This window comes from Pseudomonas sp. 3296, from assembly GCF_031456615.1.
Taxonomy (GTDB): domain Bacteria; phylum Pseudomonadota; class Gammaproteobacteria; order Pseudomonadales; family Pseudomonadaceae; genus Aquipseudomonas; species Aquipseudomonas mucoides.
This window is the reverse complement of record NZ_JAVDUY010000010.1, coordinates 36,782-58,990: the sequence shown is the minus strand read 5'-3', so window position 1 is coordinate 58,990 and position 22,209 is coordinate 36,782. Positions and strand designations below refer to the sequence as shown.

Sequence of the window (22,209 nt, the reverse complement as noted above, 5' to 3'; positions counted from 1 at the left end):
TGCCTGGCGGTCAATTATCAAATGCCGATCCCGGTATTTTTCCGCACAACCCAACCCCGGACACTGCGCTCCATTCACTCAAACCCACCGGAGTTGCAGTCATGCCCATTGCCTTGCTCGCGCTGACCCTCAGCGCCTTCGCCATCGGGACGACCGAGTTCGTCATCGTTGGCCTGCTACCCACCATCGGCGCCGACCTTGGCGTCAGCCTGCCGTCCGCCGGCCTGCTGGTCAGCCTCTACGCCTTGGGCGTGGCCGTCGGCGCCCCGGTGCTGACCGCCCTGACCGGCAAAGTCCCGCGCAAAATGCTGCTGCTGTCGCTGATGGTGCTGTTTACCCTCGGCAATTTGCTGGCCTGGCAAGCGCCGAGCTACGAGTCGCTGATCATTGCGCGGATCGTCACCGGCCTGGCCCACGGGGTGTTTTTCTCGATTGGCTCGACCATCGCCACCAGCCTGGTGCCCAAGGAAAAAGCCGCCAGTGCGATTGCCATCATGTTCACCGGCCTGACCGTGGCGCTGGTCACGGGTGTGCCGCTGGGGACGTTCATCGGTCAGCATTTCGGCTGGCGTGAAACCTTCCTCGCGGTGTCAGCCTTAGGCGTGATTGCCTTCATTGGCAGCCTGATCTATGTGCCGAAAAACATCGCCCACAGCAAACCCGCTTCGCTGTTGCAGCAATTGCAGGTGCTCAAGCAACCTCGCCTTCTGCTGGTGTACGCCATGACGGCGGTGGGTTATGGCGGTTCGTTCATCGCGTTCACCTTCCTGGCGCCGATTCTTCAGGACATTTCCGGCTTCAGCGCCGGCACGGTGAGCCTGGTGCTGCTGGTCTACGGCGTTTCGGTGGCGGTGGGGAACATCTGGGGCGGCAAACTGGCGGACAAACGTGGCCCGATCAGCGCGCTGAAAATCATCTTCGCCTTGCTCGCGGCGGTGCTGTTCACGTTGACGTTTACTGCCGGCAATCCATGGCTGGCGCTGGTCACGGTGCTGGTGTGGGGCGCCGTCGCGTTCGGCAATGTGCCGGGCCTGCAAGTGTATGTGGTGCGTCAGGCCGAACATCACACGCCACAGGCAGTGGACGTCGCCTCGGGGTTGAACATTGCGGCGTTTAACCTCGGTATTGCGGGGGGTGCGTGGGGTGGTGGTTTGATCGTTGCGCACATGGGGTTGATTCATACCGCGTGGATCGGTGGCCTGGTGGTGTTGGTGGCCATGGCGCTGACAGCGTGGAGCGGTCGGCTTGACCGGTTGGGGCCGGTGTATCAAGGTTCAACCCGAATCGTCGCCGGACATTGATTACTCCCACATTTGATTTGTATGAGGGCGTACCGTCCGTAGTCCCGTCGAAACTTTCTCGCCCGCCCGGCAGTCATCCAAAGACAGGGCTGTCCGAGGACCATCAGACGGGAGGCGACATGGCGGCGATTCATATCGGCATTTCAGGCTGGCGTTATGCGCCTTGGCGGGGGAATTTCTACCCAAAGGGGCTGACCCAGAAGCGCGAATTGCAATTCGCCTCGCGGGCGGTCAACAGCATTGAAATCAATGGATCGTTTTACGCCTTGCAACGGCCGGAACGTTACGCCGAGTGGTACGCCGACACCCCGCCGGGTTTCGTCTTCAGCGTCAAAGGCCCGCGTTTCATTACCCACATCAAACGCCTGCGAGATATCCATCATCCACTGGCAAACTTCTTCGCCTCTGGGCTGCTGGAGCTCAAGGAGAAACTCGGCCCGATCCTTTGGCAATTCCCGCCCAACTTCAAATTCGATGCCGGTGTGTTCGAAAGCTTCCTCGAACAATTACCCCACGACACCCAGCAGGCGGCCGCCCTCGCCCGTCAGCACGATTCGCACCTGAACGGCCACACCAGCCTCACGGCGTACAAGAAAAAACCTGTACGGCATGCCGTGGAAATCAGAAACGAAAGCTTTGTCGACCCGACGTTCATCCGTCTGCTCAAACGCTACAATGCCGCGCTGGTGATTGCCGATACGGCGGGTAAATGGCCGTACCGTGAAGACCTCACCAGCGATTTCGTCTACCTGCGCCTGCACGGTGCCGAAGAGCTCTACGCCAGCGGCTACACCCCGCAGGCGCTGAAACGCTGGGGCGACCGGATCGACGCCTGGGTGCATGGCCAGCAACCGTCGGACGCGCAATTGATCGCACCTCGGCAGAAACCCAAGGCCCGCAAATCCCGCGAGGTGTTCTGTTATTTCGATAACGACATCAAGGTCCGCGCGCCCTTCGATGCGCGGCGCCTGCTCGAGCGCTTCCACCTCGACAACGAACTCGCCACCGCCCCCGGTGAGCCGGCAGCGGAAGGCGTACTGCCATGAACGTTCCCGAGCCGCTCGACGCAGCGGATGAGCCGTCCCCCATCCTGACCGCCGTGCGCCGTTTCACGGTGCTGACGGTCAATACGCACAAAGGTTTTACCGCGCTGAACCGGCGTTTCATCCTGCCGGAGTTGCGTGAAGCGGTGCGCAGTGTGTCCGCCGACGTGGTGTTTTTGCAGGAAGTCCACGGCGCCCATGAGCAGCATCCGATGCGCTACAGCAACTGGCCGGCGATGCCGCAGTACGAATTCCTCGCCGACACGTTGTGGCCGCAGTTTGCCTATGGCCGCAACGCGGTTTACCCGGCGGGCGATCACGGCAATGCGCTGCTGTCGAAATTCCAGATCATTCGCCACGACAACCTGGACGTGTCGATCAGCGGCCATGAAAACCGTGGCCTCCTGCATTGCGTGCTGCGCCTGCCCGGTGACGGTCAGGAAATCCACGCCATCTGCGTGCACCTGGGACTGCGCGAAAACCATCGCACCGAGCAACTTAAACTGTTGAGTCGACGCCTCGCAGAGTTGCCGGACGACGCGCCGGTGATCGTGGCCGGGGACTTCAATGACTGGCGCCAGCGCGCCGATGTGCTGCTCAAGCCGTGTGGCCTGCGCGAAGTGTTCGCCGAACATCACGGCAAACCGGCGCGCAGTTTTCCGGCACGCCTGCCGGCGCTTCGACTGGACCGCATCTACGTACGCAACCTCAAGGCTCACCGTCCGCAGGTGCTGGCCGCCCGCCCCTGGTCCCACCTTTCCGACCACGCACCGCTGTCGGTGGAGATCGAACTATGAGCATCCCGTCGATGGAAGAAACTCGTGTGGAACGTCTCTCCACCCCCCAGACCACCGGTGAACCCGGCGTGGTCGATGTGGACTACGGTTGGCAAGGCAACAACCGGGTCGAGTTGCTGGAAAACGGTGAAGCGTATTTCCCGAGGGTGTTCGAGGCCATGCGTCAGGCCACCACGGAAATCCTCCTGGAAACCTTCATCGTGTTCGAGGACAAGGTCGGCAACGAGCTGCAGCAAGTGCTGATCGACGCGGCCCGGCGCGGCGTGCGGGTCACCGCCAGTCTCGACGGCTTTGGCTGCGGCGAATTGAGCACCGGGTTCCTCGCCGCGTTGAGCGAGGCCGGCGTGCACATCCAGATATTCGATCCGGCACCGAAGCATCTGGGCATTCGCACCAACTGGTTCCGTCGGCTGCACCGCAAGATCGTGGTGGTCGACGGCACGATTGCCTTCATCGGCGGGATCAACTTTTCCGCCGATCATTTGGGCGACTTCGGTCCCGAAGCCAAGCAGGATTATTCCGTCGAAGTGCAAGGGCCGGCGGTGGCCGACATTCATCACTTCGCGCTGCTGCAATGCGGGCGCCCGGCCCGTGCCAAATACTGGTGGCAACGACGCCGGCAGCGGCGCTCGGAATTGGCCTTCAACGATCATGACGGTCAGGTTCGGCTGGTGTACCGCGACAACGGCGACCACCGTACCGACATCGAAGAGGTTTACCGACGGGTGCTGCGCACCGCCAAGCGTCGGGTGGTCATCGCCAACGCCTACTTCTTTCCCGGTTATCGCTTGCTGCGCGAGATCCGCAACGCGGCGCGCCGTGGCGTCGACGTACGGCTGATCCTGCAAGGGCAGCCGGACATGCTGGTGGCCAAGCTCGCGGCGCGCATGACCTACGACTATCTGCTCAAGTCAGGCGTGCAGATTCACGAGTATTGCGAGCGGCCGCTGCACGGCAAAGTCGCGCTGGTCGATGAGGACTGGAGCACCGTCGGTTCGAGCAACCTCGACCCGCTGAGCCTGTCGATGAACCTGGAAGCCAACGTGCTGATCCGCGACCGCGCGTTCAATCGCACGCTGTTCGAACGTCTTGAATACCTGAGCGACAACCACTGCAAAGCGATGTCCGTCGACACCGCCCCGCGCGGACGAGTCTGGCACATGACGGTCGGCTTTCTGGTGTTTCACTTCCTGCGGCATTTCCCGGCGTGGGCGGGTTGGCTGCCGGCCCACAAGCCGCGCCTGAAACCCTTTAGCCAACCTAACGGGAGTGATCACCATGTCCCGCGCTGAAGCTCATTCGACCCCACACACCGAGCACCCGGCGAAAACCCGTTGGAGCCGTTGGAAGCGTCCCTTGACGATGCTGTTTTTCCTGGCGCTGATCGTTCTGCTGACGATGCTCGCCCAGCGTCTCGAATGGAATGAAGTGTTCGACACCCTGGCGGATTTCAAGGTGCGCACGCTGGTCATCGCCTCTGGACTGACGCTGGTGAGTTTTCTGGTGTACGCCTGTTTCGACCTGATCGGCCGCACCTACATTCGCCAGGACCTGACGTGGAAACAGATCCTGCCGGTGGGGATCATCAGTTACGCCTTCAACCTCAATTTGAGTGCGTGGGTGGGCGGCATCGCCATGCGCTATCGGCTGTACTCACGGCTGGGCGTGAGTAAGGGCAACATCGCAAAAATCCTCGGCTTGAGCCTGGCGACTAACTGGTTCGGCTACATGGTGATTGCCGGCGCAGTGTTCAGCAGCGGCCTGGTGCGCATGCCGCCCGGCTGGAAACTCAGCAGCGATGCATTGCAAGGCGTCGGTGTGGTGCTGCTGTTGGTGAGTGCAGGTTATCTGGTCGCTTGCCGGTTTTCCAAGCGTCGGGAATGGGCGATTCGCGGGGTGGAAATCAACCTGCCATCGCTGCGCATGGCGGTGCTGCAACTGGCACTGGGGGCGCTGAACTGGTCGTTGATGGCGGCGGTGATTTTTACTTTGTTGCCGAGCAAGCTGGACTATCCGCTGGTGCTGGGTGTGCTGCTGATCAGCGCCATCGCCGGGGTCATCACGCATATCCCGGCAGGGCTTGGGGTGCTGGAGGCGGTGTTTGTGGCGCTGCTGCAACATGAGGTTTCGCGCGGGAGCCTGGTGGCGGGATTGCTGGCGTATCGGGCGATTTATTTCATCTTGCCGTTATTGATTACGTTGGTGATGTATCTGGTGGTGGAAGCCAAGGCGAAGTCGTTGCGGATCTCGAAGAAACCTTCTTGAGGGAGGCGGTGAGCCTGCTCGCGAATGGTCTAAAGGACATTGCAAATCTCAAGTCGATTGAATAATGCTCAACCGCTCACCCACCACCATCTCGGTAATCCAGTCCACCAATATCGAGGTGTACGCCTGTTGTGAAACGGGGTCGCTCAAGGCGTGATCGGCACCGTCGATAATCCGGTGGGTCAGCGAGTGTGTCTGCTGACACGCCGCGCGGTAACTCATGATGGCTGCGTGGGGCACATAGTCGTCAGTCTCGGATTCAACCAGCAGCACATCACCGGTGAATTGCGAGCAGGCATGCAGTGCCCGGTTGCTGTCGGCGCGGATCAACGTGCTGCGGTAATCGCGCAGATCGGTCTTGTCCAGCTCACGCTTGGGTGTGTGCCACTGATCGTCGCGATACAGCGCCGGCACCCGCAGCGCCAGCCAGCGCACCGGACGTAATGACGTCAGTATCGCGGCCAGGTAACCGCCATAACTGGTGCCGACCACGGCGATGGCCGAAGTGTCGAGCGCCGGGTGCGCGAGCAGCCGGTCATACGCCGCCAGCAGGTCGCGCAAATTGTCTTCACGGGTGACGCGCGTCAGCGGGATTCCGGTGCCGCCGGTGTGACCGCGCAAGTCGAACGTCAGGCACACGCACCCCAGACCGGCGATGCCTTTGGCCCGCTCCAGATCCCGCTCCTGACTACCGCCCCAACCGTGCACGAACAGCACGCCGGGGACCTTGGATTTGGGGCTGAGAAAAGTCCCGCTCATCTGTTCATCGTCGATGTCGATCTGAATGGTTTCGCTTCTAGCCGTCATAGGATTTGACCGTTACGTACTTGAGAAGAAAGTCACTGTTTTCCGCCGGGCCGCGATACACCTCGATGGCGTCCGCCGGCAGCGGCTGGTCGGTGTAGATTTCTACCGAGGACACACGAATTGCGCGCATCCGCGGATCGTTGACGAAGCTCTGTAACGCGGCCACTTCCGCGCTGCTGGCACCGCCCATGCGCCAGGACTGCTCCAGCACACCGCTGCGCTGTTTACCATTGCTGTCCAGGCCTTGAGCAATATCGTAGTTGCGCCGGGACGCATAGAAACCGGGATAGGCCTCATCGGCGGCGCTGTCAAACACTTGCGCTTGGCGGATCGCCAATCGCACGTCATCCGGCAACGGCAGCTTGAGCAGGTCCTCGTAATAACCCGGCACCACCAGCAGGTTGGAGCCGCCGTACACCAGCTCACCCTGCCCGTCTTCGATCAAGTATTGATCACCGCAGTAACTCAGCACGGTGTCGCCGATAAAACTCTGACCGACGCTATGGGTGATCACATTGCTCAGGTCCTGCTCCAACACTACGCCTTCGGTGAACAGTTTGCTGGCCTCGGGTCTGGCGAGGATGGCGTCGAACTGGTCAAGGCTCTCGATCACTTCCTGTCCACGTCCGGCGCAGGCATGTACCGGTTTGAGGCGGATCGGGCCGTTGTTGAGCAGGTGTTCGGCTGCAGGCCGCGCATCGCCTAGGGAGAACACGCTGAGGCCATCCAGCACCACATTGCGCACGCGCTCGGAAAACAGCGGTGACCAGCCGGGTGGCGCGTAAGCATTCTGGTTGAGCAAACCATGGCTGATGGCTTTGGTGCAGATGAAATCGTGGTCGACGTAGCCGCCCCACAAATCTTCCGGTCCCTTGACGCCCATTTGCCGGGCGGCAGCGGCGCCTATCAGGGTCTGCGTCGGCAGCAGGTAGAGATCGCGGCCGTTATGCAGTTCCTGATCAAAACTACCGCCATATTTAAGGCCCAGAATCTGCGCCAGCCAACGGGCAAGGGCGCGATTGGTTTCGACCTCATGCTGTGGCGCATTGGGGTGCACGGAATGGGCGACCACCAGTTTTTTGCGGCTTGTTGGGGTCATGCGTCCCCCTTCAATTGGCGCTTGATGAGTGTTGAGGGGAAGGTGCAGAGATCAGGCCAAGCGGTGGGCGCCGGGAACGACTTTTAAAACAGTTAGTTGCGCAAAGGGTAATGGCATCAGGCCTGTTTTATTCTGCACGACAGCCGATTCATCTCCTGCATTTTGCACGATGACCTTGTGGGAACGATGGCGTTCTGACATTCAACAGTGATGTGTCTGATACATCGCCATCGCGAGCAAGCTCGTCTCCCACAGGACTATGTTGTGATCTGGCTACCTTGGGGTTGCAGCCGTCGGCGACACACCAAACCGCGTCCGATAATCACTCGGCGCCAGTCCGGTAATTTTCTTGAATGTCGCCCGAAACGCACTCGGATCCTGATACCCCACGGTCCAGGCAATGTGATCAATGGTGCCGTTGGTAAACTCGAGCATTTCCCGCGCCTTGCCGACCCGCAGGTGCTGGCAGTATTCGGTCGGTTTGAGCCCGGTCGCCGCGCGAAAGCGACGCAGGAACGTGCGCTCCTCCAGCCCGGCCCGCTCGGCCATGGCGGTCAGCGACACATCGGTCGCACCGGTACTTTGCAGCCAATGCTGGACCTTGAGAATCGAAGCGTCCCCATGACTGAGAATCGGTGCAAAGTTACTGCCGCACTCGCTTGCGCTATCGCTGTGTTCCACCACCAGAAAGCGTGCGGTGCCGGTCGCAATGCTCGGCCCCAGCAAACGGTCCACCAGGCGCAGCCCCAACTCGGACCAGGCCATCAGCCCGGCCGTGGTGATCAGGTCGCCGTCGTCGACAATCGGCGTTTCAGCCTTGAGCTTGATCGCCGGGTAACGCTCGGCGAAGGTTTTGGCCGAGGTCCAGTGCGCGGTGGCGCTGCGGCCATCGAGCAGGCCACTTTCAGCCAAAAGAATCGAGCCCACACAGACGCCACCGAGGGTCGCGCCGTTCGCGTGCTGCTGACGAACCCACTGGAGCAATGCCTGCGGCACCTGACCGGCGTAAAAACTGGCGATCGACGGCGGGATCAATACCGCCACCAGGGCTGAGTCCGGCGCCGGATGGCTGTCGTAGACCCGAACCGGGGCCTGATCGCCCTCAACCTGCCAATGGCTGACCCGCAACAGCGGCAACCGCGCCGACTGATGCTCGGCGGCGATTCTGTTAGCCACATCGAACAGGTCCGTCAGCCCATGCACCGCCGCCATCTGCGCGCCGGGATAAATCAGCACGCCCAGTTCGGCGATTGCCCTTTCTGCGTCCATTGTCAGTTTTCCCCCTTCTATTGTCGGTGCGGCCAATCCTCGGACAGCCCGCCAGGCCCAATACTTCATTCCACACCCAAGCAGCATTTCGAGGAAACACTCATGGTCAAGCAAGCGCTCATCGTAGTTGATATCCAAAACGACTACTTCCCACAAGGCAAGTGGCCGCTGGTCGGCGCTGACGCCGCGGCAGATAACGCCGTACGTGTGCTCAAGGCCTTTCGTGAGGCTGGTGATTCAGTGGTGCACATCCGCCATGAATTCACCTCCGAAGAGGCACCGTTCTTTACCCCCGGTTCCGAAGGCGCAAAGCTGCACCCCAATGTGCTCAACCTCGACAATGAGCCCGTGGTCCTCAAGCACTTCGTCAACTCGTTCCGCGGAACCGAGCTGAAATCGATCCTCGATGAACAAGGAATCAAGGAATTGGTGGTGGTCGGCAGCATGAGCCACATGTGCATCGATGGCATCACCCGCGCGGCGGCGGATTTTGGCTACAACGTCACCGTGATTCATGACGCCTGTGCCACCCGAGACCTGGAATTCAACGGCGTTACCGTGCCGGCCGCCCATGTTCACGCGGCATTCATGTCGGCATTGGGCTTTGCCTACGCCAACGTGGTGTCCACTGATGAATTCCTTGCGTGACTAAACGCAGTAAATGTGTGCCGCCCAACCTTCATTAACGGTCGGGAAATACTTTGAAATACCACAGGGCCCGCCATGCAGCGGGCCTTTTGGCGCATGGCAGAAAAAACTCACGCGTGAGTCATTGATGACACTTAGGATTGGGCGTAGGGTTTCTCACGCGTGAGATTTTCACAACGGAGTCACTGCCATGCAAAGCCGCTCGAAACCGTCCGCGAAAAAACCATCGAGCTTCTACATGAAGCAGATGCGCGCAGGCTTGGCAGCCGCCGGTTATGTGAAACACGAATCTTGGGTGCTTCCCGAAAACCGAAGCTTGCTCAAGCAAATGGAGCAACAGTTACGCCAACCGATTCTGGCTGGCTCATTCATGTCGGAGAATTACATGAGCGCAGGCAACAACTGGAACATCGACAGCCTCTACAACGCCCTCAAGGCCCTTGATGAGGTGGCTTCGCAAGAGATCACGCTCTCCCTGATCCAGAGCGCCGAACCCAGCCTGAAGCTGGAGATGAACGAGTTTGGCGGTCTGCCGATTCACATCGCCGTGGCAGGTGAGCAAATCATCGTCGACACCGTTCTGGTCGACGTCGAGTCCATCCGCGACGTGCCAGCCTTCAACGATGCAGTGCTGCGCAGCCGGGAAATGTTCCCGCTGTCCTCGATCGGAATCGAGTCCATGCCCAACGGCCAGGTCGTTTACAACATGTTCGGCGCGCTGAGTTCCGACTCCAGCCTGACCAACGTGGTGACCGAGGTGAAAACCCTCGTCGACAACGTCCAGCGTGCCATCGAAGCCTTCGAACGCTTCTTCAAGTAATTATCAGGAAAGGAAAATCCAATGACTCAGTCCATCTGGAGCAAGTTGTTCACCGCACTGCGCGGCGGCGCCACTGAAGTGGGCGAATCCATCGTCGACCAGCAGGCCCTGCGCATCCTCGACCAGGAAATTCGCGATGCTGACAGCGCGCTGGCTAACGCCAAGCGTGAGCTGATCACCATCATGGCCAAGCACAAACTGTCGGCCGACCGCGTCAGCGAGTACAACGCCAAAATCAAGGACCTTGAATCCAAAGCTGTTGCCGCCCTGAATGCCGGCCGTGAAGACCTGGCGATGGAAGTGGCCGAAGCGATTTCGACCCTGACCAACGAACTCGATGTCGAGCAAAAGCAGGCCACCGAATTCGGCGGTTACGCCGAAAACATGCGCAAAGACATCACCAAGGCCGAAAACCGCATCAAGAGTCTGCGCCAACAAGTGGACATGGCCAAGGCCCGCGAAAGCGTGCAGAAAGCCCAGGTCAGCGCCTCCATCGCCAGCGGCGGCGCCAACGGCAAGCTGGAAACTGCCGTCGGCACCCTGAACCGTTTGCAGGCCAAGCAGCAGCAACGTGCCGCTGAACTGCAAGCTCAGGACGAACTGGCTGACGCATCGACCGGTACCGATCTGGAACGCAAACTGCGCGAAGCCGGCATCACGCCGAACGAAGGCAGCGCCAACGCGATCCTGGAACGCCTGAAGCAAAAATCGGCCGAGTAAAGCGGTCGGGGCAACACCAAAAACCCTGTGGGAGCGAGCTTGCTCCTCCCACAGGTGGGTTACCTGAACTGACTGAACTCATCGCCCTTATTTTTTGTAGAACCGAGGTCAAGGATGGATGCCCTGAAGGGTTTCAAGCTAATCGCCGGCCTGGCCATCTTCATGGTCGCATTGCAAGTGATCAACGCGGCGACCGGCTACAGCCTGGTGGCATTCGGCCTGATCCCGCGAAGCGTGCATGGACTGCTCGGCATCGTCACTTCACCTTTTTTACATGCGTCCTTCTCGCACCTGAGCGCCAACCTCGTGGCCTTTTTGGTCCTGGGCTCGCTGGTGATGGTCGAAGGGCTCAATCGGTTCATGGCGGTCAGCGCCATCATTATTCTGCTGGGCGGCTCGCTGGTCTGGCTGTTCGGTTTTGCAGGTGTACACATCGGTGCCAGCGGCTGGGTGTTCGGGCTGTGGGCGTACATTCTGGCGCGCGCCTGGTTCCAGAAGAGCTGGGGCAATGTGCTCACGGCGGGCGTCGTGGCGCTGTTATATGGCGGCCTGATCTTTGGCTTCCTGCCACGCCGGGGCATTTCCTTCGAAGGGCATCTGTTCGGGGCCTTCGCCGGATTTATCGCCGCCAAAGTACTGTTATCTGCACCACGCAGCAGGTTTAATGCCGCCCGGTAAGCGCAGTGAGCACTCAAGCGCCAACGCCATTACCTCGCAGGAACAAGTACCCCACGGAAGTCAGGGACCCCATGTCGATTTTTCTGTTATTGCGGATGTACGCCTCGTCCCTCTTCCACCGTTTTGGCTGGGCGGGCTTGCTGATTGCGCTGGGCGTACGCCGCCCCACCGCCCCGCCGCCCTCATCGGCTATCGCGTCAAAGGCGCGCAGCAACCTTCAATCAACCCGCCTTGCGCCACACGCGTTCAGGGCGGCGAACTCTTTTACATTGCCTCCACTCGCCTGAAGGAGATCTCCAATGGGATGGTTTAAACAGTTGATGGGGCTTGAGGCTCCGAACACGAACACAAACACCCCGTCGAAATGGACTGCCAACGAAACGCCGTCACCCGTCACTGGCCCATTGGGCCTGGCCTTGGGCAAAGGGGTGATGTTCGACACGACGCTGAAGTTGTTGCTCGACGGTAATTCCACGGTGACGATCCCGGGCTCCCAGCAAATCTGGAGCAACGGCACCATCGATCTCGGGCAGTCGACCTGGCTGTCGCGCTATTACATGAACGACGAAGAGTATTGGCTGCAAGTGCACACCACCGGCGATATCGCCGGCCAGGTCGAGTCGGTGATCCTGTTCAATTACCTCAGTTACATCACCATCAACAGCGAAGCAGAGCTGCGTCGGCTGGCCGGCCCGCAGAGCCTGATCGGGCTGCCGACCTACATCCACAACGGTGTCGAATACACCCGTGAATGGGGCACCGAGAACGGCCAGACGGAATTGGTCGAACTGAGCGAACAGCTGAAAAATCCGGAAGACAGCTACAGCATCGAGCACCGTTCAATGCTGTACGCCCGCGAAACCGGCCTGACAGACCGCCGGGAATTCCTGCTGTTTTCCGTCGAAGAAGACGCCGAAGGCACCATCAGCTTGAGCACCTCGCTGGGCGTCTCGCTGTACACCACTGACCTGAATACTTTTTAACAAGGAAGCCGTCCATGCTAGAAGCACTCTCCATCTCCCTGAACCCGGCGGCCGTACTCGGGTTTTTGTCGTACATCCTCGGCGCCGCCGTGCTGTTCGCGCTGTTCCAGTTCGTCTACACCCGCATCACCCCGCACAAGGAATTCGAACTGATCCGTTCAGGCAACGTGGCGGCTGCGATTGCCCTGGGTGGCGCGATCATCGGTTTCGCCATTCCAGCGAGCAATGTGATTGCCTATTCGATCAGCCTGCTGGACTTCGTCGTCTGGGCAGTCATTGCCGCGTTCGTGCAACTGCTGGCGTTCCTGATGACCAGCCTGGTGCTCAAAGGCACCTCGGAACGCATCAAGAAAGGTGAAATCGCGGCGGGCATTTATGTCGCGGCAGTGGCCATCAGCGTCGGCATGTTGAACGCCGCGTGCATGACCCCTTCCCAGAACTGATTGCGCAGCGGAGATCCTGATGAAACGAAGCAAGTACGTTCAGCTCTCGCTGGCCGCATCGGTCGCCATGGCGATATCCGGTTGCGGGCCAACGGAAAAAACCTACGCGGTGCAGAAGAAGTACAACTTCCAGTCCGTTCAACAATGCGCCGATGAAAAGCTCCCGGTGGACGTCTGCTCGGACGCCTACATGACAGCCATGACCGAACATCGCCGCATTGCGCCGGTGTACGACAACCAGGCCGATTGTGACGCCGACTTTGTCGCCGACTGGTGCCAGCAGGACTCGACCGGCAAGTTCATTCCCCGGCTCGGCGGCTTCGAGCTGAGCGCCGATGGCGAGGTGACGCAGTCCCAGGTCGACGCCGCCAAGGCGCAACTGCCGGCATCGGAAGCCAACACCGGCGGTTCGGGCTTCTCCACCAGCAGCCTGCTGACCGGACTGTTGATCGGCAACATGCTGAGCAACAACCGCAACAGCTATTACTCACAGCCGGTGTACCGCTACCGCGATGATCGCGGTAACTACGGCAACTCAACGCTCAGCCAGCGCGTCGCCAACGGTTCAACGTTTGGCCGCTCCAACCAGGCGCGATCCGGCAGCAGCTACAGCTCCACCATCAGCAAATCGGCCAGCAAGCCGGTTTCTTCCGTTGCCTCGTCGACGTCGCGTGGCGGCTTTGGCAGCAAGGCCAGTGCGCGCAGCGGCTGGGGCGGCGGGTCGAGCAGTTAAGGAAACCGGGCCATGAAGAAAATCCAATGCGCAGAGCGTCATGACTGGAAACAGACCGCCGAAGGTCTCGGCTTTCTGTTTCACACCATCGACAACGAACCCTACTGGGACGAGAGCGCGTATTACCAGTTCACGCTCAAGCAGATCGAAAACGATCTGGAAGACCCGACCACCGAGATCCATGAGATGTGCATGGACATGGTTGCCCGGGTGGTGCAGAACGAGCAATTGCTGGAGCGCCTGAGTATTCCCCCGGCGTTCTACGACATGATTCGCACGTCATGGCTCGAAGGCCACCCGCACCTGTATGGGCGCATGGATTTTTCCTACAACGGCACCGGGCCGGCCAAGTTGCTGGAACTCAACTACGACACCCCGACCAGCCTGTATGAGGCTGCGGCGTTTCAGTGGGGCTGGCTGGAGCAATGTATCGAACGCGGCTTGCTGCCCAAGCAGGCTGACCAGTTCAACAGCATCGACACCAAACTGCATCAGGCCTTCGCCCAGTTGCAGTTGAAGCAGCCGTTCTATTTCGCCTCGATGAAACACTCGGTCGAAGACAAGGGCACCACCGATTACCTGCGGCTGGTCGCGGAGAAGGTCGGCATCGAATCGCGGCACATCGACATAGAAGACATTGGCCTCACCAGTGACGGCCGCTTCGTCGATCTGGAAGATCGCTGGATTCCTCACCTGTTCAAGCTGCACGCCTGGGAGTTCATCTTCCATGAGCCCTTCGGTGCAGCGATTGCCCAGTGTGATACGCAGTTTTTTGAGCCCGCGTGGAAATCCATTATTTCCAACAAGGGCATCCTGCCGTTGCTGTGGGAATTCAATAAAGGTCACCCGAACCTGCTCGCTGCGCATCTGGACACGGATCCGAACAAAGCCGTGCCCAAGGGCTGGGTGCGCAAACCCTTCTTCTCCCGCGAAGGCGCCAACATCGAGCTGCAAACGGCCGACGGTCTGATCGTGAAAGAGGACGGCCCCTACACCGACGCGCCGTTTATCCTTCAGGAATTTGCGCCGCTGCCTAAATTTGGCGACAGCTATACGCTGATCGGCTCTTGGGTGATCGGCGATCAGGCGGCCGGGATTGGTGTGCGGGAAGACAACAGCTTGATCACCAAGGATTCGAGCCGCTTTTTGCCACACCTGATCCTCGACTGAGCAGCAGATCGCTCATTGAACGCCCGATACCGTGTATCGGGCGTCAGGTTGAAACAGGCGTAAACCAGGCTCTGGATCCGACAACGACAAGACATACGCCTGAAAAGCCGGATAATGGCGGCCAATTCGTCTAGCCCGTTATTCTGGTAATCCCCCATGGAAATCAAGGTCAACTTTCTCGACAACCTTCGGCTTGAAGCAAAGTTCGATGACTTCACCGTGGTCGCCGATCAACCTATCCGCTACAAGGGCGATGGCTCGGCACCGGGTCCGTTCGACTACTTCCTCGCTTCATCGGCGTTGTGTGCGGCCTATTTCGTGAAGTTGTACTGCGACACTCGCAGCATTCCCACCGAAAACATCCGCCTGTCGCAGAACAACATTGTTGACCCGGAAAACCGCTACAACCAGATTTTCAAGATCCAGGTCGAGTTGCCGGCGGACATTTCCGACAAGGACCGCCAGGGCATCCTGCGCTCCATCGACCGTTGCACCGTGAAAAAAGTGGTGCAGGCTGGCCCTGAGTTTGTGATCGAAGAAGTGGACAACCTCGACGCCGATGCCCAGGCGTTGCTGATGCCGGCCTCCAGTTCCGAGGCGCACACCTATATCGCGGGCAAGGATCTGCCGCTGGAGCAGACCATCGCCAACATGTCGGCCATTCTGGCGGACCTGGGCATGAAGATTGAAATCGCTTCGTGGCGCAATATCGTGCCCAACGTGTGGTCGCTGCACATCCGCGATGCGCACTCGCCGATGTGTTTCACCAACGGCAAAGGCGCCACCAAAGAAAGCGCGTTGGCATCGGCGCTGGGCGAGTTTATCGAGCGCCTGAACTGCAACTTCTTCTACAACGACCAGTTCTGGGGCGAAGACATCGCCAACGCGCCGTTTGTGCATTACCCGGACGAGCGCTGGTTCAAGCCTGGCCGCAAGGACGCGCTGCCCACGGAAATTCTCGACGAATATTGCCTGAAGATTTACAACCGCGACGGCGACCTGCGCGGCTCCCATCTGATCGACACCAACTCGGGCAATGAAGAGCGCGGAATCTGCTCACTGCCGTACGTGCGTCAGTCGGACGGCGAGGTGGTGTATTTCCCGTCCAACCTGATTGAAAACCTGTTCCTGAGCAACGGCATGAGCGCCGGTAACACGCTGGCCGAAGCCCAGGTTCAGTGCCTGTCGGAGATCTTCGAGCGCGCGGTCAAACGCGAAATCATCGAAGGCGAATTTGCCCTGCCGGATGTGCCGGCCGAGGTGCTGGCGAAGTACCCCGGCATACTGGCTGGTATTCAGGCGCTGGAAGAGCAAGGCTTCCCGGTGCTGGTGAAGGATGCGTCCCTGGGCGGTGAATTCCCGGTGATGTGCGTCACGCTGATGAACCCACGCACCGGCGGCGTGTTCGCCTCGTTCGGCGCGCACCCTAGCCTGGAAGTGGCACTGGAACGCAGCCTCACCGAATTGTTGCAGGGCCGCAGTTTCGAAGGCCTCAATGACCTGCCGCAGCCGACGTTTGAAGGGCATGCGGTGACCGAGCCGAACAACTTCGTCGAGCACTTTATCGACTCCAGCGGTGTGGTGTCGTGGCGCTTCTTCAGCTCCAGGTCGGATTACGAATTCGTCGAGTGGGACTTCTCCGGCCAGGGTGAAAACTCGAATGCCGAGGAAGCCGCGACCTTGTTCGGCATCCTCAAAGGCATGGGCAAAGAAGTGTACATGGCGGTCTACGAGCACATCGGCGCAACGGCATGCCGCATCCTCGTACCGGACTATTCGGAAATCTATCCGGCGGACGATCTGATCTGGGATAACACCAACAAGGCACTGTTCTTCCGCGCAGATATCCTCAACCTGCATCGTCTGGACGAAGAAGAATTGCAATCGCTGGTTGAGCGTCTGGTGGAAAGTGAACTGGACGACTACACCGACATTACCTCCTTGATTGGCATCGAGTTCGACGACAACACGGCGTGGGGTCAGTTGACGATCCTGGAGTTGAAACTGCTGATCTATCTCGCCTTGCAGCAATATGAAGAGGCGAAAGAGGCGGTAGAAATGTTCCTGCAGTACAACGACAACACGGTTGAACGTGGTTTGTTCTACCAGGCCGTCAATGTGGTGCTGGAGATGAAGCTGGACGAAGACCTGGAACTGGAAGACTACGAGGCCAATTTCCGTCGGATGTTTGGCAACGAGCGCACCGACGCCGCCATCGGATCGGTGGACGGCAGCGTGCGCTTCCATGGCTTGACGCCGACCAACATGAAACTGGAGGGGCTCGACAGGCACCTGCGGTTGATCGAAAGCTACAAGAAACTGCACTCGGCACGGGCCAACGTCACCACGTTATCCCGTTAATAGCGCCCACAAAAAAAGCGAAGCCTGATGGCTTCGCTTTTTTTATTACTGACTGGATCGCCGCTTTTTAGAACGGGATATCGTCATCAAAGCTGTCGAAATCCGGAGCCGGCTGAGGCGCGGCCTGCTGCTGTGGAGCCGGACGCGACTGCTGCGGTGCCGACGACTGCTGGGGACGTGGAGCCTGCTGGCGTGGAGCCGGGGCGGACTGCTGGTAGTTGTTGCCCCCGCCTTGTTGGTCGCCCTGTTGTGGACGGCCGCCCAGCAATTGCATGGTGCCTTGCATGTCGACCACGATTTCAGTGGTGTAACGCTTGATACCGTCTTTTTCCCACTCGCGGGTCTGCAGCTTGCCTTCGATGTACACCTGCGAACCTTTACGCAGGTATTCGCCGGCGATTTCCGCAACCTTGCCGAACATCGACACACGGTGCCATTCGGTCTTCTCGACCTTCTGACCGGTTTGCTTGTCGGTCCATTGTTCGCTGGTCGCCAGACTCAGGTTGGTCACGGCGTTACCGTTAGGCAAGTAGCGAACTTCGGGATCCTGGCCGCAAGTGCCGACCAATATGACTTTGTTAACCCCACGGGCCATAACGTTCTCCTAGGCTACGCACGCTGCCTCGGGCGGGTTGTTCACCAGGCGCTCGAGGGTGGTGCGATCCAATAGTTCGGTGTCCAATTTGATGTAAATAGCCGCTTCGTCTGCGACGATCACTGCATCTGTTACCCCTACGACAGCCTTCAGGCGCTCGACCAGACCCGCTTCGCGGATCGCCTCAGGCGACAGCGGCAAGCGCAGACTCGTCACGTAGGGAGGTTCGCGCATGGTAACAGCAAAGGCCAGCCAGAGGGCAGCCAGACCGGCGCATCCCAGGAACACAACCGACAGACCGCCATGCTGGAACATCCAGCCGCCGAGAATACCGCCGAGCGCAGAACCGAGGAACTGACTGGTGGAATAAACCCCCATCGCCGTGCCTTTGCCGCCTGCCGGTGAAACCTTGCTGATCAGCGAAGGCAACGAAGCCTCCAGCAGATTGAACGCGGTGAAAAACACCACCGTCCCGATCACCAGAGCCCGCAAGCTATCGCCGAACTGCCAGAAGAATAGCTCAGTGAGCATCAGCGTCAGCACGGCGCCCAATAAAACTCGTTTCATTTTGCGTTTCTTCTCGCCATAGATAATGAACGGGATCATGGCGAAGAAGGAGATCAGCAGCGCGGTGAGGTAGACCCACCAGTGCTGTTCTTTAGGCAGGCCGGCTTTTTCGACCAGCGCCAGGGGCAAGGCAACGAAGCTCGACATCAACATCGCGTGCAACACAAAAATGCCGAGGTCCAGGCGCAGCAGGTCCGGGTGCTTGAGCGTCGGGATCAGCGCCTGGCGCGCGACACCGGACTCGCGGTGCTGTAACGGCCCGGTGGATTTCGGCACCATGAACATCACAATCACGATACCGAACAGCGCCATGCCGCCAGTGGCGAGGAACAATCCGGACAGGCCGAAGGCACGGGTCAACAACGGTCCTACAACCATCGCGACCGCGAACGACAGACCAATCGTCATGCCGATCATGGCCATGGCTTTAGTCCGATGCTGTTCGCGGGTCAGGTCTGACAGCAAGGCCATGACGGCGGCAGAAATCGCCCCGGCGCCCTGCAGGATTCGTCCGGCGATCACCCCCCAGATCGAATCGGCATTGGCCGCCAGCACGCTACCGAGGGCGAAGATGATCAGCCCCAGGTAAATCACCGGGCGACGACCGATGCGGTCGGAAATGAAACCGAAAGGAATCTGGAAGATCGCCTGGGTCAGGCCGTAGGCGCCAATCGCCAGGCCGATGAGGGCCGGTGTCGCGCCTGCCAGATCCATCCCATAGGTCGCCAGAACCGGCAACACCATGAACATGCCAAGCATACGGAAGGCGAACACCAGGGCCAGACCGCTTGCTGCGCGGGTCTCACTGCCACTCATGCGTTCGCTGTGGGGATCGTGCATGGAAAAACCTCATGTGAACCGGCGGCGATTCTACCAGTCCCATCGATTGACAGGGTATATCGCGACGCTTTGACGCGCTCCGCTGACAGACTCTTCATGTAAGACATCAACCCGCTCGTTTGATAGTGTGCATCCATCCAGTATTTGGCCGTATACTCCTACGTTTTCGACGCCCGCCAAGCGAGGCCACTTTGGACAAGATCCTGATTCGTGGGGCCCGGACCCACAACCTGAAGAACATCGACCTGACCCTGCCACGGGACAAGCTGATCGTCATCACCGGCCTGTCCGGGTCGGGCAAATCGTCCCTGGCATTCGACACGCTGTACGCCGAAGGCCAGCGTCGCTATGTCGAATCGCTGTCGGCCTATGCCCGCCAGTTTCTGTCGATGATGGAAAAGCCTGACGTCGACACCATCGAAGGTTTGTCGCCCGCCATTTCGATCGAACAGAAGTCGACCTCGCACAACCCGCGTTCGACGGTCGGCACCATCACTGAAATCTACGACTACCTGCGCCTGCTATATGCACGCGTGGGTATTCCGCGCTGCCCGGATCACGACATTCCGCTGGAAGCGCAGACCGTCAGCCAGATGGTCGACCTGGTCCTCGCCCAACCGGAAGGCAGCAAACTGATGCTGCTGGCGCCGGTGATCCGCGAGCGCAAGGGCGAACATCTGTCGGTGTTCGAAGAATTGCGCGCGCAAGGTTTTGTGCGCGCCCGGGTCAATGGCCGGCTCTGCGAACTGGACGAGCTGCCGAAGCTGGATAAACAGAAGAAGCACTCGATCGATGTCGTGGTCGACCGTTTCAAGGTCCGCGCCGATCTGCAACAGCGTCTGGCTGAATCGTTCGAGACCGCGCTGAAGCTGGCGGACGGTATTGCACTGGTTGCACCGATGGACGACGAGCCGGGTGAAGAGATGATCTTCTCCGCCCGCTTCGCCTGCCCGATTTGCGGCCATGCCATCAGCGAGCTGGAACCCAAGCTGTTCTCCTTCAACAACCCGGCCGGCGCCTGCCCGACCTGCGATGGCCTGGGCGTGAAGCAGTTTTTCGACATCAAGCGCCTGGTCAATGGCGAGCTGACGCTGGCCGAGGGCGCGATTCGCGGATGGGACCGGCGCAACGTCTATTACTTCCAGATGCTCGGGTCGTTGGCGTCTCACTACAAATTCAGCCTGGAAGTGCCGTTCAACGAACTGCCGGCCGATCAGCAGAAGTTCATCCTGCACGGCAGCGGCTCGCAGAACGTCGATTTCAAATACCTGAACGACCGTGGCGACATCGTCAAACGCTCGCATCCGTTCGAAGGCATCGTGCCGAACCTTGAACGCCGCTACCGCGAAACCGAGTCCGCTTCGGTGCGTGAAGAGCTGGCCAAGTTTCTCAGCACGCAGCCTTGCCCGGATTGCCGTGGCACCCGCCTGCGTCGTGAGGCGCGGCATGTCTGGGTAGGCGAGAAAACCCTGCCAGCCGTCACCAATCTGCCGATTGGCGACGCCTGTGAATACTTCGGTGTGTTGAAGCTGACGGGCCGTCGTGGCGAGATCGCCGACAAGATTCTCAAGGAAATCCGCGAGCGCCTGCAGTTCCTGGTCAACGTGGGTCTCGACTACCTGTCACTGGATCGCAGTGCCGACACCCTGTCCGGCGGTGAAGCGCAGCGGATTCGTCTGGCCAGCCAGATTGGCGCCGGCCTCGTGGGCGTCCTGTACATCCTCGACGAACCATCGATTGGTCTGCACCAACGGGACAATGATCGACTGCTGGGCACGCTCAAGCACCTGCGCGACATCGGCAACACGGTAATTGTGGTCGAGCACGACGAGGACGCAATTCGCCTGGCGGACTACGTGGTGGATATCGGCCCGGGCGCCGGTGTACACGGCGGGCATATCGTCGCCGAAGGTACTCCGGCCGAGGTCATGGCTCACCCTGACTCGTTGACCGGCAAATACTTGTCGGGCCGGGTGAAGATCGCTGTTCCGGCCAAGCGCACCCCGCGTAACAAGAAGCTGTTGCTGTCCCTCAAGGGTGCTCGCGGTAACAACTTGCGCAACGTCGACCTGGAGATTCCCATCGGCCTGCTGACCTGCGTGACCGGCGTGTCCGGTTCCGGCAAGTCGACGCTGATCAACAACACGCTGTTCCCGTTGAGCGCGACGGCTCTCAACGGCGCCACGACGCTTGAGGCCGCCGCGCACGACAGCATCAAGGGCCTGGAGCATCTGGACAAGGTCGTCGACATCGACCAAAGCCCGATCGGCCGGACGCCGCGTTCCAACCCTGCCACCTACACCGGGCTGTTCACACCAATTCGCGAACTGTTCGCCGGCGTACCGGAGTCTCGCTCACGGGGTTATGGTCCGGGACGGTTCTCCTTCAACGTGAAGGGCGGACGGTGCGAAGCCTGCCAGGGCGATGGGTTGATCAAGGTGGAAATGCACTTCCTGCCAGACATCTACGTCCCGTGCGACGTCTGCAAGAGCAAGCGCTACAACCGTGAAACCCTTGAAATCAAGTACAAGGGCAAGAGTATCCATGAAACCCTCGAGATGACTATCGAGGAAGCCCGGGTGTTCTTCGACGCGGTTCCAGCGCTGGCACGCAAACTTCAGACGCTGATGGATGTTGGCTTGTCGTACATCAAGCTGGGGCAATCGGCGACCACGCTGTCCGGTGGTGAGGCACAACGGGTGAAACTGTCCCGTGAACTGTCCAAGCGCGATACCGGCAAGACCCTGTATATCCTCGATGAGCCAACGACTGGCCTGCACTTCGCGGATATTCAGCAACTGCTTGATGTACTGCATCGACTGCGCGACCACGGCAACACGGTGGTGGTGATCGAGCACAACCTGGACGTGATCAAGACCGCCGATTGGTTGGTGGACCTTGGACCAGAAGGCGGTTCCAAGGGCGGGCAGATTATTGCCGTCGGTACACCGGAAGAAGTATCGGAGATGAAGCAGTCTCATACCGGCTTCTACCTCAAGCCGCTGCTGGCTCGCGACAAGGCCTGAATCACGGCCATGAAAAAGCCCCTGTCACTTTCTCGGTGACAGGG

20 protein-coding genes and 1 pseudogene are annotated in these 22,209 nt (G+C 59.7%); 16 read left to right on the top strand and 5 right to left on the bottom strand.

Going from position 1 to position 22,209, the window contains the following annotated elements; translation table 11 throughout:
* The first annotated feature begins 101 nt into the window (after positions 1-101).
* The 5 genes from J2X66_RS25980 to J2X66_RS25960 all read left to right on the top strand — a co-directional run bounded on the left by J2X66_RS25980 (position 102) and on the right by J2X66_RS25960 (position 5,406).
* Positions 102-1,301 (top strand): MFS transporter, encoded by a 1,200-nt coding sequence (locus tag J2X66_RS25980; protein WP_310270359.1) that lies wholly within the window; start codon positions 102-104, stop codon positions 1,299-1,301.
* Between the two features lie 119 nt (positions 1,302-1,420).
* Positions 1,421-2,347: a DUF72 domain-containing protein gene (locus tag J2X66_RS25975; RefSeq protein WP_310270356.1), complete on the top strand. Its 927-nt coding sequence runs from the start codon at positions 1,421-1,423 to the stop codon at positions 2,345-2,347.
* A complete protein-coding gene (locus tag J2X66_RS25970) occupies positions 2,344-3,141 on the top strand; it encodes an endonuclease/exonuclease/phosphatase family protein (protein ID WP_310270353.1) in 798 nt (265 codons plus the stop codon). The genes J2X66_RS25975 and J2X66_RS25970 overlap by 4 nt, the downstream gene beginning before the upstream one ends.
* Positions 3,138-4,433: a cardiolipin synthase ClsB gene (clsB, locus tag J2X66_RS25965; RefSeq protein WP_310270350.1), complete on the top strand. Its 1,296-nt coding sequence runs from the start codon at positions 3,138-3,140 to the stop codon at positions 4,431-4,433. Before J2X66_RS25970 ends, clsB begins: the two co-directional genes overlap by 4 nt.
* On the top strand, positions 4,420-5,406 hold the full coding sequence (locus J2X66_RS25960; RefSeq protein ID WP_310270348.1) for a lysylphosphatidylglycerol synthase domain-containing protein: 987 nt from the start codon (positions 4,420-4,422) through the stop codon (positions 5,404-5,406). Before clsB ends, J2X66_RS25960 begins: the two co-directional genes overlap by 14 nt.
* A gap of 48 nt (positions 5,407-5,454) precedes the next feature.
* Here the strand turns inward: J2X66_RS25960 and J2X66_RS25955 are convergent, their stop codons facing one another.
* The 3 genes from J2X66_RS25955 to J2X66_RS25945 all read right to left on the bottom strand — a co-directional run bounded on the left by J2X66_RS25955 (position 5,455) and on the right by J2X66_RS25945 (position 8,581).
* Positions 5,455-6,213 carry an alpha/beta fold hydrolase gene (locus J2X66_RS25955; RefSeq protein WP_310270346.1) on the bottom strand — a complete coding sequence of 253 codons (759 nt, stop codon included), beginning with the start codon at positions 6,211-6,213 and terminating at the stop codon, positions 5,455-5,457.
* Positions 6,203-7,312: a DUF3182 family protein gene (locus tag J2X66_RS25950; protein ID WP_310270344.1), complete on the bottom strand. Its 1,110-nt coding sequence runs from the start codon at positions 7,310-7,312 to the stop codon at positions 6,203-6,205. Before J2X66_RS25950 ends, J2X66_RS25955 begins: the two co-directional genes overlap by 11 nt.
* A gap of 273 nt (positions 7,313-7,585) precedes the next feature.
* Positions 7,586-8,581 carry a GlxA family transcriptional regulator gene (locus J2X66_RS25945; protein WP_310270342.1) on the bottom strand — a complete coding sequence of 332 codons (996 nt, stop codon included), beginning with the start codon at positions 8,579-8,581 and terminating at the stop codon, positions 7,586-7,588.
* Positions 8,582-8,683: 102 nt separating this feature from the next.
* Between J2X66_RS25945 and J2X66_RS25940 the strand changes: the two genes are divergently transcribed.
* From J2X66_RS25940 to J2X66_RS25895, 10 genes and pseudogenes are all read left to right on the top strand, one after another.
* Positions 8,684-9,229, top strand: a complete 546-nt coding sequence (locus J2X66_RS25940; protein ID WP_310270338.1) for a cysteine hydrolase family protein — start codon at positions 8,684-8,686, stop codon at positions 9,227-9,229.
* 238 nt (positions 9,230-9,467) lie between these two features.
* Complete coding sequence (locus J2X66_RS25935; RefSeq protein ID WP_027924365.1) at positions 9,468-10,049, top strand: YjfI family protein; 582 nt, start codon at positions 9,468-9,470, stop codon at positions 10,047-10,049.
* Between the two features lie 21 nt (positions 10,050-10,070).
* Positions 10,071-10,769: a PspA/IM30 family protein gene (locus J2X66_RS25930; protein WP_310270335.1), complete on the top strand. Its 699-nt coding sequence runs from the start codon at positions 10,071-10,073 to the stop codon at positions 10,767-10,769.
* Positions 10,770-10,883: 114 nt separating this feature from the next.
* Positions 10,884-11,447: a rhomboid family intramembrane serine protease gene (locus tag J2X66_RS25925; RefSeq protein ID WP_310270332.1), complete on the top strand. Its 564-nt coding sequence runs from the start codon at positions 10,884-10,886 to the stop codon at positions 11,445-11,447.
* Positions 11,448-11,622: 175 nt separating this feature from the next.
* Positions 11,623-11,760, top strand: a pseudogene (locus J2X66_RS25920) (potassium channel protein); the annotation flags it as partial.
* Positions 11,747-12,430, top strand: a complete 684-nt coding sequence (locus tag J2X66_RS25915; RefSeq protein ID WP_310270329.1) for a DUF2491 family protein — start codon at positions 11,747-11,749, stop codon at positions 12,428-12,430. The pseudogene J2X66_RS25920 and the gene J2X66_RS25915, both read left to right, overlap by 14 nt.
* Positions 12,431-12,444: 14 nt before the next feature.
* Positions 12,445-12,873: a DUF350 domain-containing protein gene (locus J2X66_RS25910; RefSeq protein ID WP_310270328.1), complete on the top strand. Its 429-nt coding sequence runs from the start codon at positions 12,445-12,447 to the stop codon at positions 12,871-12,873.
* A 19-nt stretch (positions 12,874-12,892) separates the two neighbouring features.
* Positions 12,893-13,606, top strand: a complete 714-nt coding sequence (locus J2X66_RS25905; RefSeq protein WP_310270325.1) for a DUF1190 domain-containing protein — start codon at positions 12,893-12,895, stop codon at positions 13,604-13,606.
* A 12-nt stretch (positions 13,607-13,618) separates the two neighbouring features.
* Positions 13,619-14,776, top strand: a complete 1,158-nt coding sequence (locus tag J2X66_RS25900) for a glutathionylspermidine synthase family protein (protein WP_310270322.1) — start codon at positions 13,619-13,621, stop codon at positions 14,774-14,776.
* A gap of 156 nt (positions 14,777-14,932) precedes the next feature.
* Positions 14,933-17,137 carry an OsmC domain/YcaO domain-containing protein gene (locus J2X66_RS25895; RefSeq protein WP_310270320.1) on the top strand — a complete coding sequence of 735 codons (2,205 nt, stop codon included), beginning with the start codon at positions 14,933-14,935 and terminating at the stop codon, positions 17,135-17,137.
* Between the two features lie 67 nt (positions 17,138-17,204).
* Here J2X66_RS25895 and J2X66_RS25890 read toward each other — a convergent pair whose 3' ends face one another.
* Together J2X66_RS25890 and J2X66_RS25885 are read right to left on the bottom strand one after the other, a co-directional pair.
* The gene (locus tag J2X66_RS25890; protein WP_017341065.1) at positions 17,205-17,732 is read right to left on the bottom strand and encodes a single-stranded DNA-binding protein; all 528 of its coding nucleotides are present in this window, start codon (positions 17,730-17,732) and stop codon (positions 17,205-17,207) included.
* 9 nt (positions 17,733-17,741) lie between these two features.
* Positions 17,742-19,139 (bottom strand): MFS transporter, encoded by a 1,398-nt coding sequence (locus J2X66_RS25885; RefSeq protein ID WP_310270315.1) that lies wholly within the window; start codon positions 19,137-19,139, stop codon positions 17,742-17,744.
* A 191-nt stretch (positions 19,140-19,330) separates the two neighbouring features.
* Here J2X66_RS25885 and uvrA point away from each other — a divergent pair, with 191 nt between their 5' ends.
* The gene (uvrA, locus tag J2X66_RS25880; RefSeq protein WP_310270312.1) at positions 19,331-22,165 is read left to right on the top strand and encodes an excinuclease ABC subunit UvrA; all 2,835 of its coding nucleotides are present in this window, start codon (positions 19,331-19,333) and stop codon (positions 22,163-22,165) included.
* The last annotated feature ends 44 nt before the right edge of the window (positions 22,166-22,209 follow it).

What these genes read in the sequence shown, in the direction of transcription:
- J2X66_RS25935 (WP_027924365.1), top strand. Translation starts at nt 9,468, where the DNA reads ATGAAGCAGATGCGCGCAGGCTTGGCAGCCGCCGGTTATGTGAAACAC.
- J2X66_RS25905 (WP_310270325.1), top strand. Translation starts at nt 12,893, where the DNA reads ATGAAACGAAGCAAGTACGTTCAGCTCTCGCTGGCCGCATCGGTCGCC.
- J2X66_RS25960 (WP_310270348.1), top strand. Translation starts at nt 4,420, where the DNA reads ATGTCCCGCGCTGAAGCTCATTCGACCCCACACACCGAGCACCCGGCG.
- J2X66_RS25895 (WP_310270320.1), top strand. Translation starts at nt 14,933, where the DNA reads ATGGAAATCAAGGTCAACTTTCTCGACAACCTTCGGCTTGAAGCAAAG.
- J2X66_RS25980 (WP_310270359.1), top strand. Translation starts at nt 102, where the DNA reads ATGCCCATTGCCTTGCTCGCGCTGACCCTCAGCGCCTTCGCCATCGGG.
- J2X66_RS25945 (WP_310270342.1), bottom strand. Translation starts at nt 8,581, where the DNA reads ATGGACGCAGAAAGGGCAATCGCCGAACTGGGCGTGCTGATTTATCCC.
- J2X66_RS25930 (WP_310270335.1), top strand. Translation starts at nt 10,071, where the DNA reads ATGACTCAGTCCATCTGGAGCAAGTTGTTCACCGCACTGCGCGGCGGC.
- J2X66_RS25940 (WP_310270338.1), top strand. Translation starts at nt 8,684, where the DNA reads ATGGTCAAGCAAGCGCTCATCGTAGTTGATATCCAAAACGACTACTTC.
- J2X66_RS25925 (WP_310270332.1), top strand. Translation starts at nt 10,884, where the DNA reads ATGGATGCCCTGAAGGGTTTCAAGCTAATCGCCGGCCTGGCCATCTTC.
- J2X66_RS25885 (WP_310270315.1), bottom strand. Translation starts at nt 19,139, where the DNA reads ATGCACGATCCCCACAGCGAACGCATGAGTGGCAGTGAGACCCGCGCA.
- J2X66_RS25915 (WP_310270329.1), top strand. Translation starts at nt 11,747, where the DNA reads ATGGGATGGTTTAAACAGTTGATGGGGCTTGAGGCTCCGAACACGAAC.
- J2X66_RS25890 (WP_017341065.1), bottom strand. Translation starts at nt 17,732, where the DNA reads ATGGCCCGTGGGGTTAACAAAGTCATATTGGTCGGCACTTGCGGCCAG.
- J2X66_RS25955 (WP_310270346.1), bottom strand. Translation starts at nt 6,213, where the DNA reads ATGACGGCTAGAAGCGAAACCATTCAGATCGACATCGACGATGAACAG.
- J2X66_RS25970 (WP_310270353.1), top strand. Translation starts at nt 2,344, where the DNA reads ATGAACGTTCCCGAGCCGCTCGACGCAGCGGATGAGCCGTCCCCCATC.
- J2X66_RS25910 (WP_310270328.1), top strand. Translation starts at nt 12,445, where the DNA reads ATGCTAGAAGCACTCTCCATCTCCCTGAACCCGGCGGCCGTACTCGGG.
- clsB (WP_310270350.1), top strand. Translation starts at nt 3,138, where the DNA reads ATGAGCATCCCGTCGATGGAAGAAACTCGTGTGGAACGTCTCTCCACC.
- J2X66_RS25975 (WP_310270356.1), top strand. Translation starts at nt 1,421, where the DNA reads ATGGCGGCGATTCATATCGGCATTTCAGGCTGGCGTTATGCGCCTTGG.
- J2X66_RS25900 (WP_310270322.1), top strand. Translation starts at nt 13,619, where the DNA reads ATGAAGAAAATCCAATGCGCAGAGCGTCATGACTGGAAACAGACCGCC.
- J2X66_RS25950 (WP_310270344.1), bottom strand. Translation starts at nt 7,312, where the DNA reads ATGACCCCAACAAGCCGCAAAAAACTGGTGGTCGCCCATTCCGTGCAC.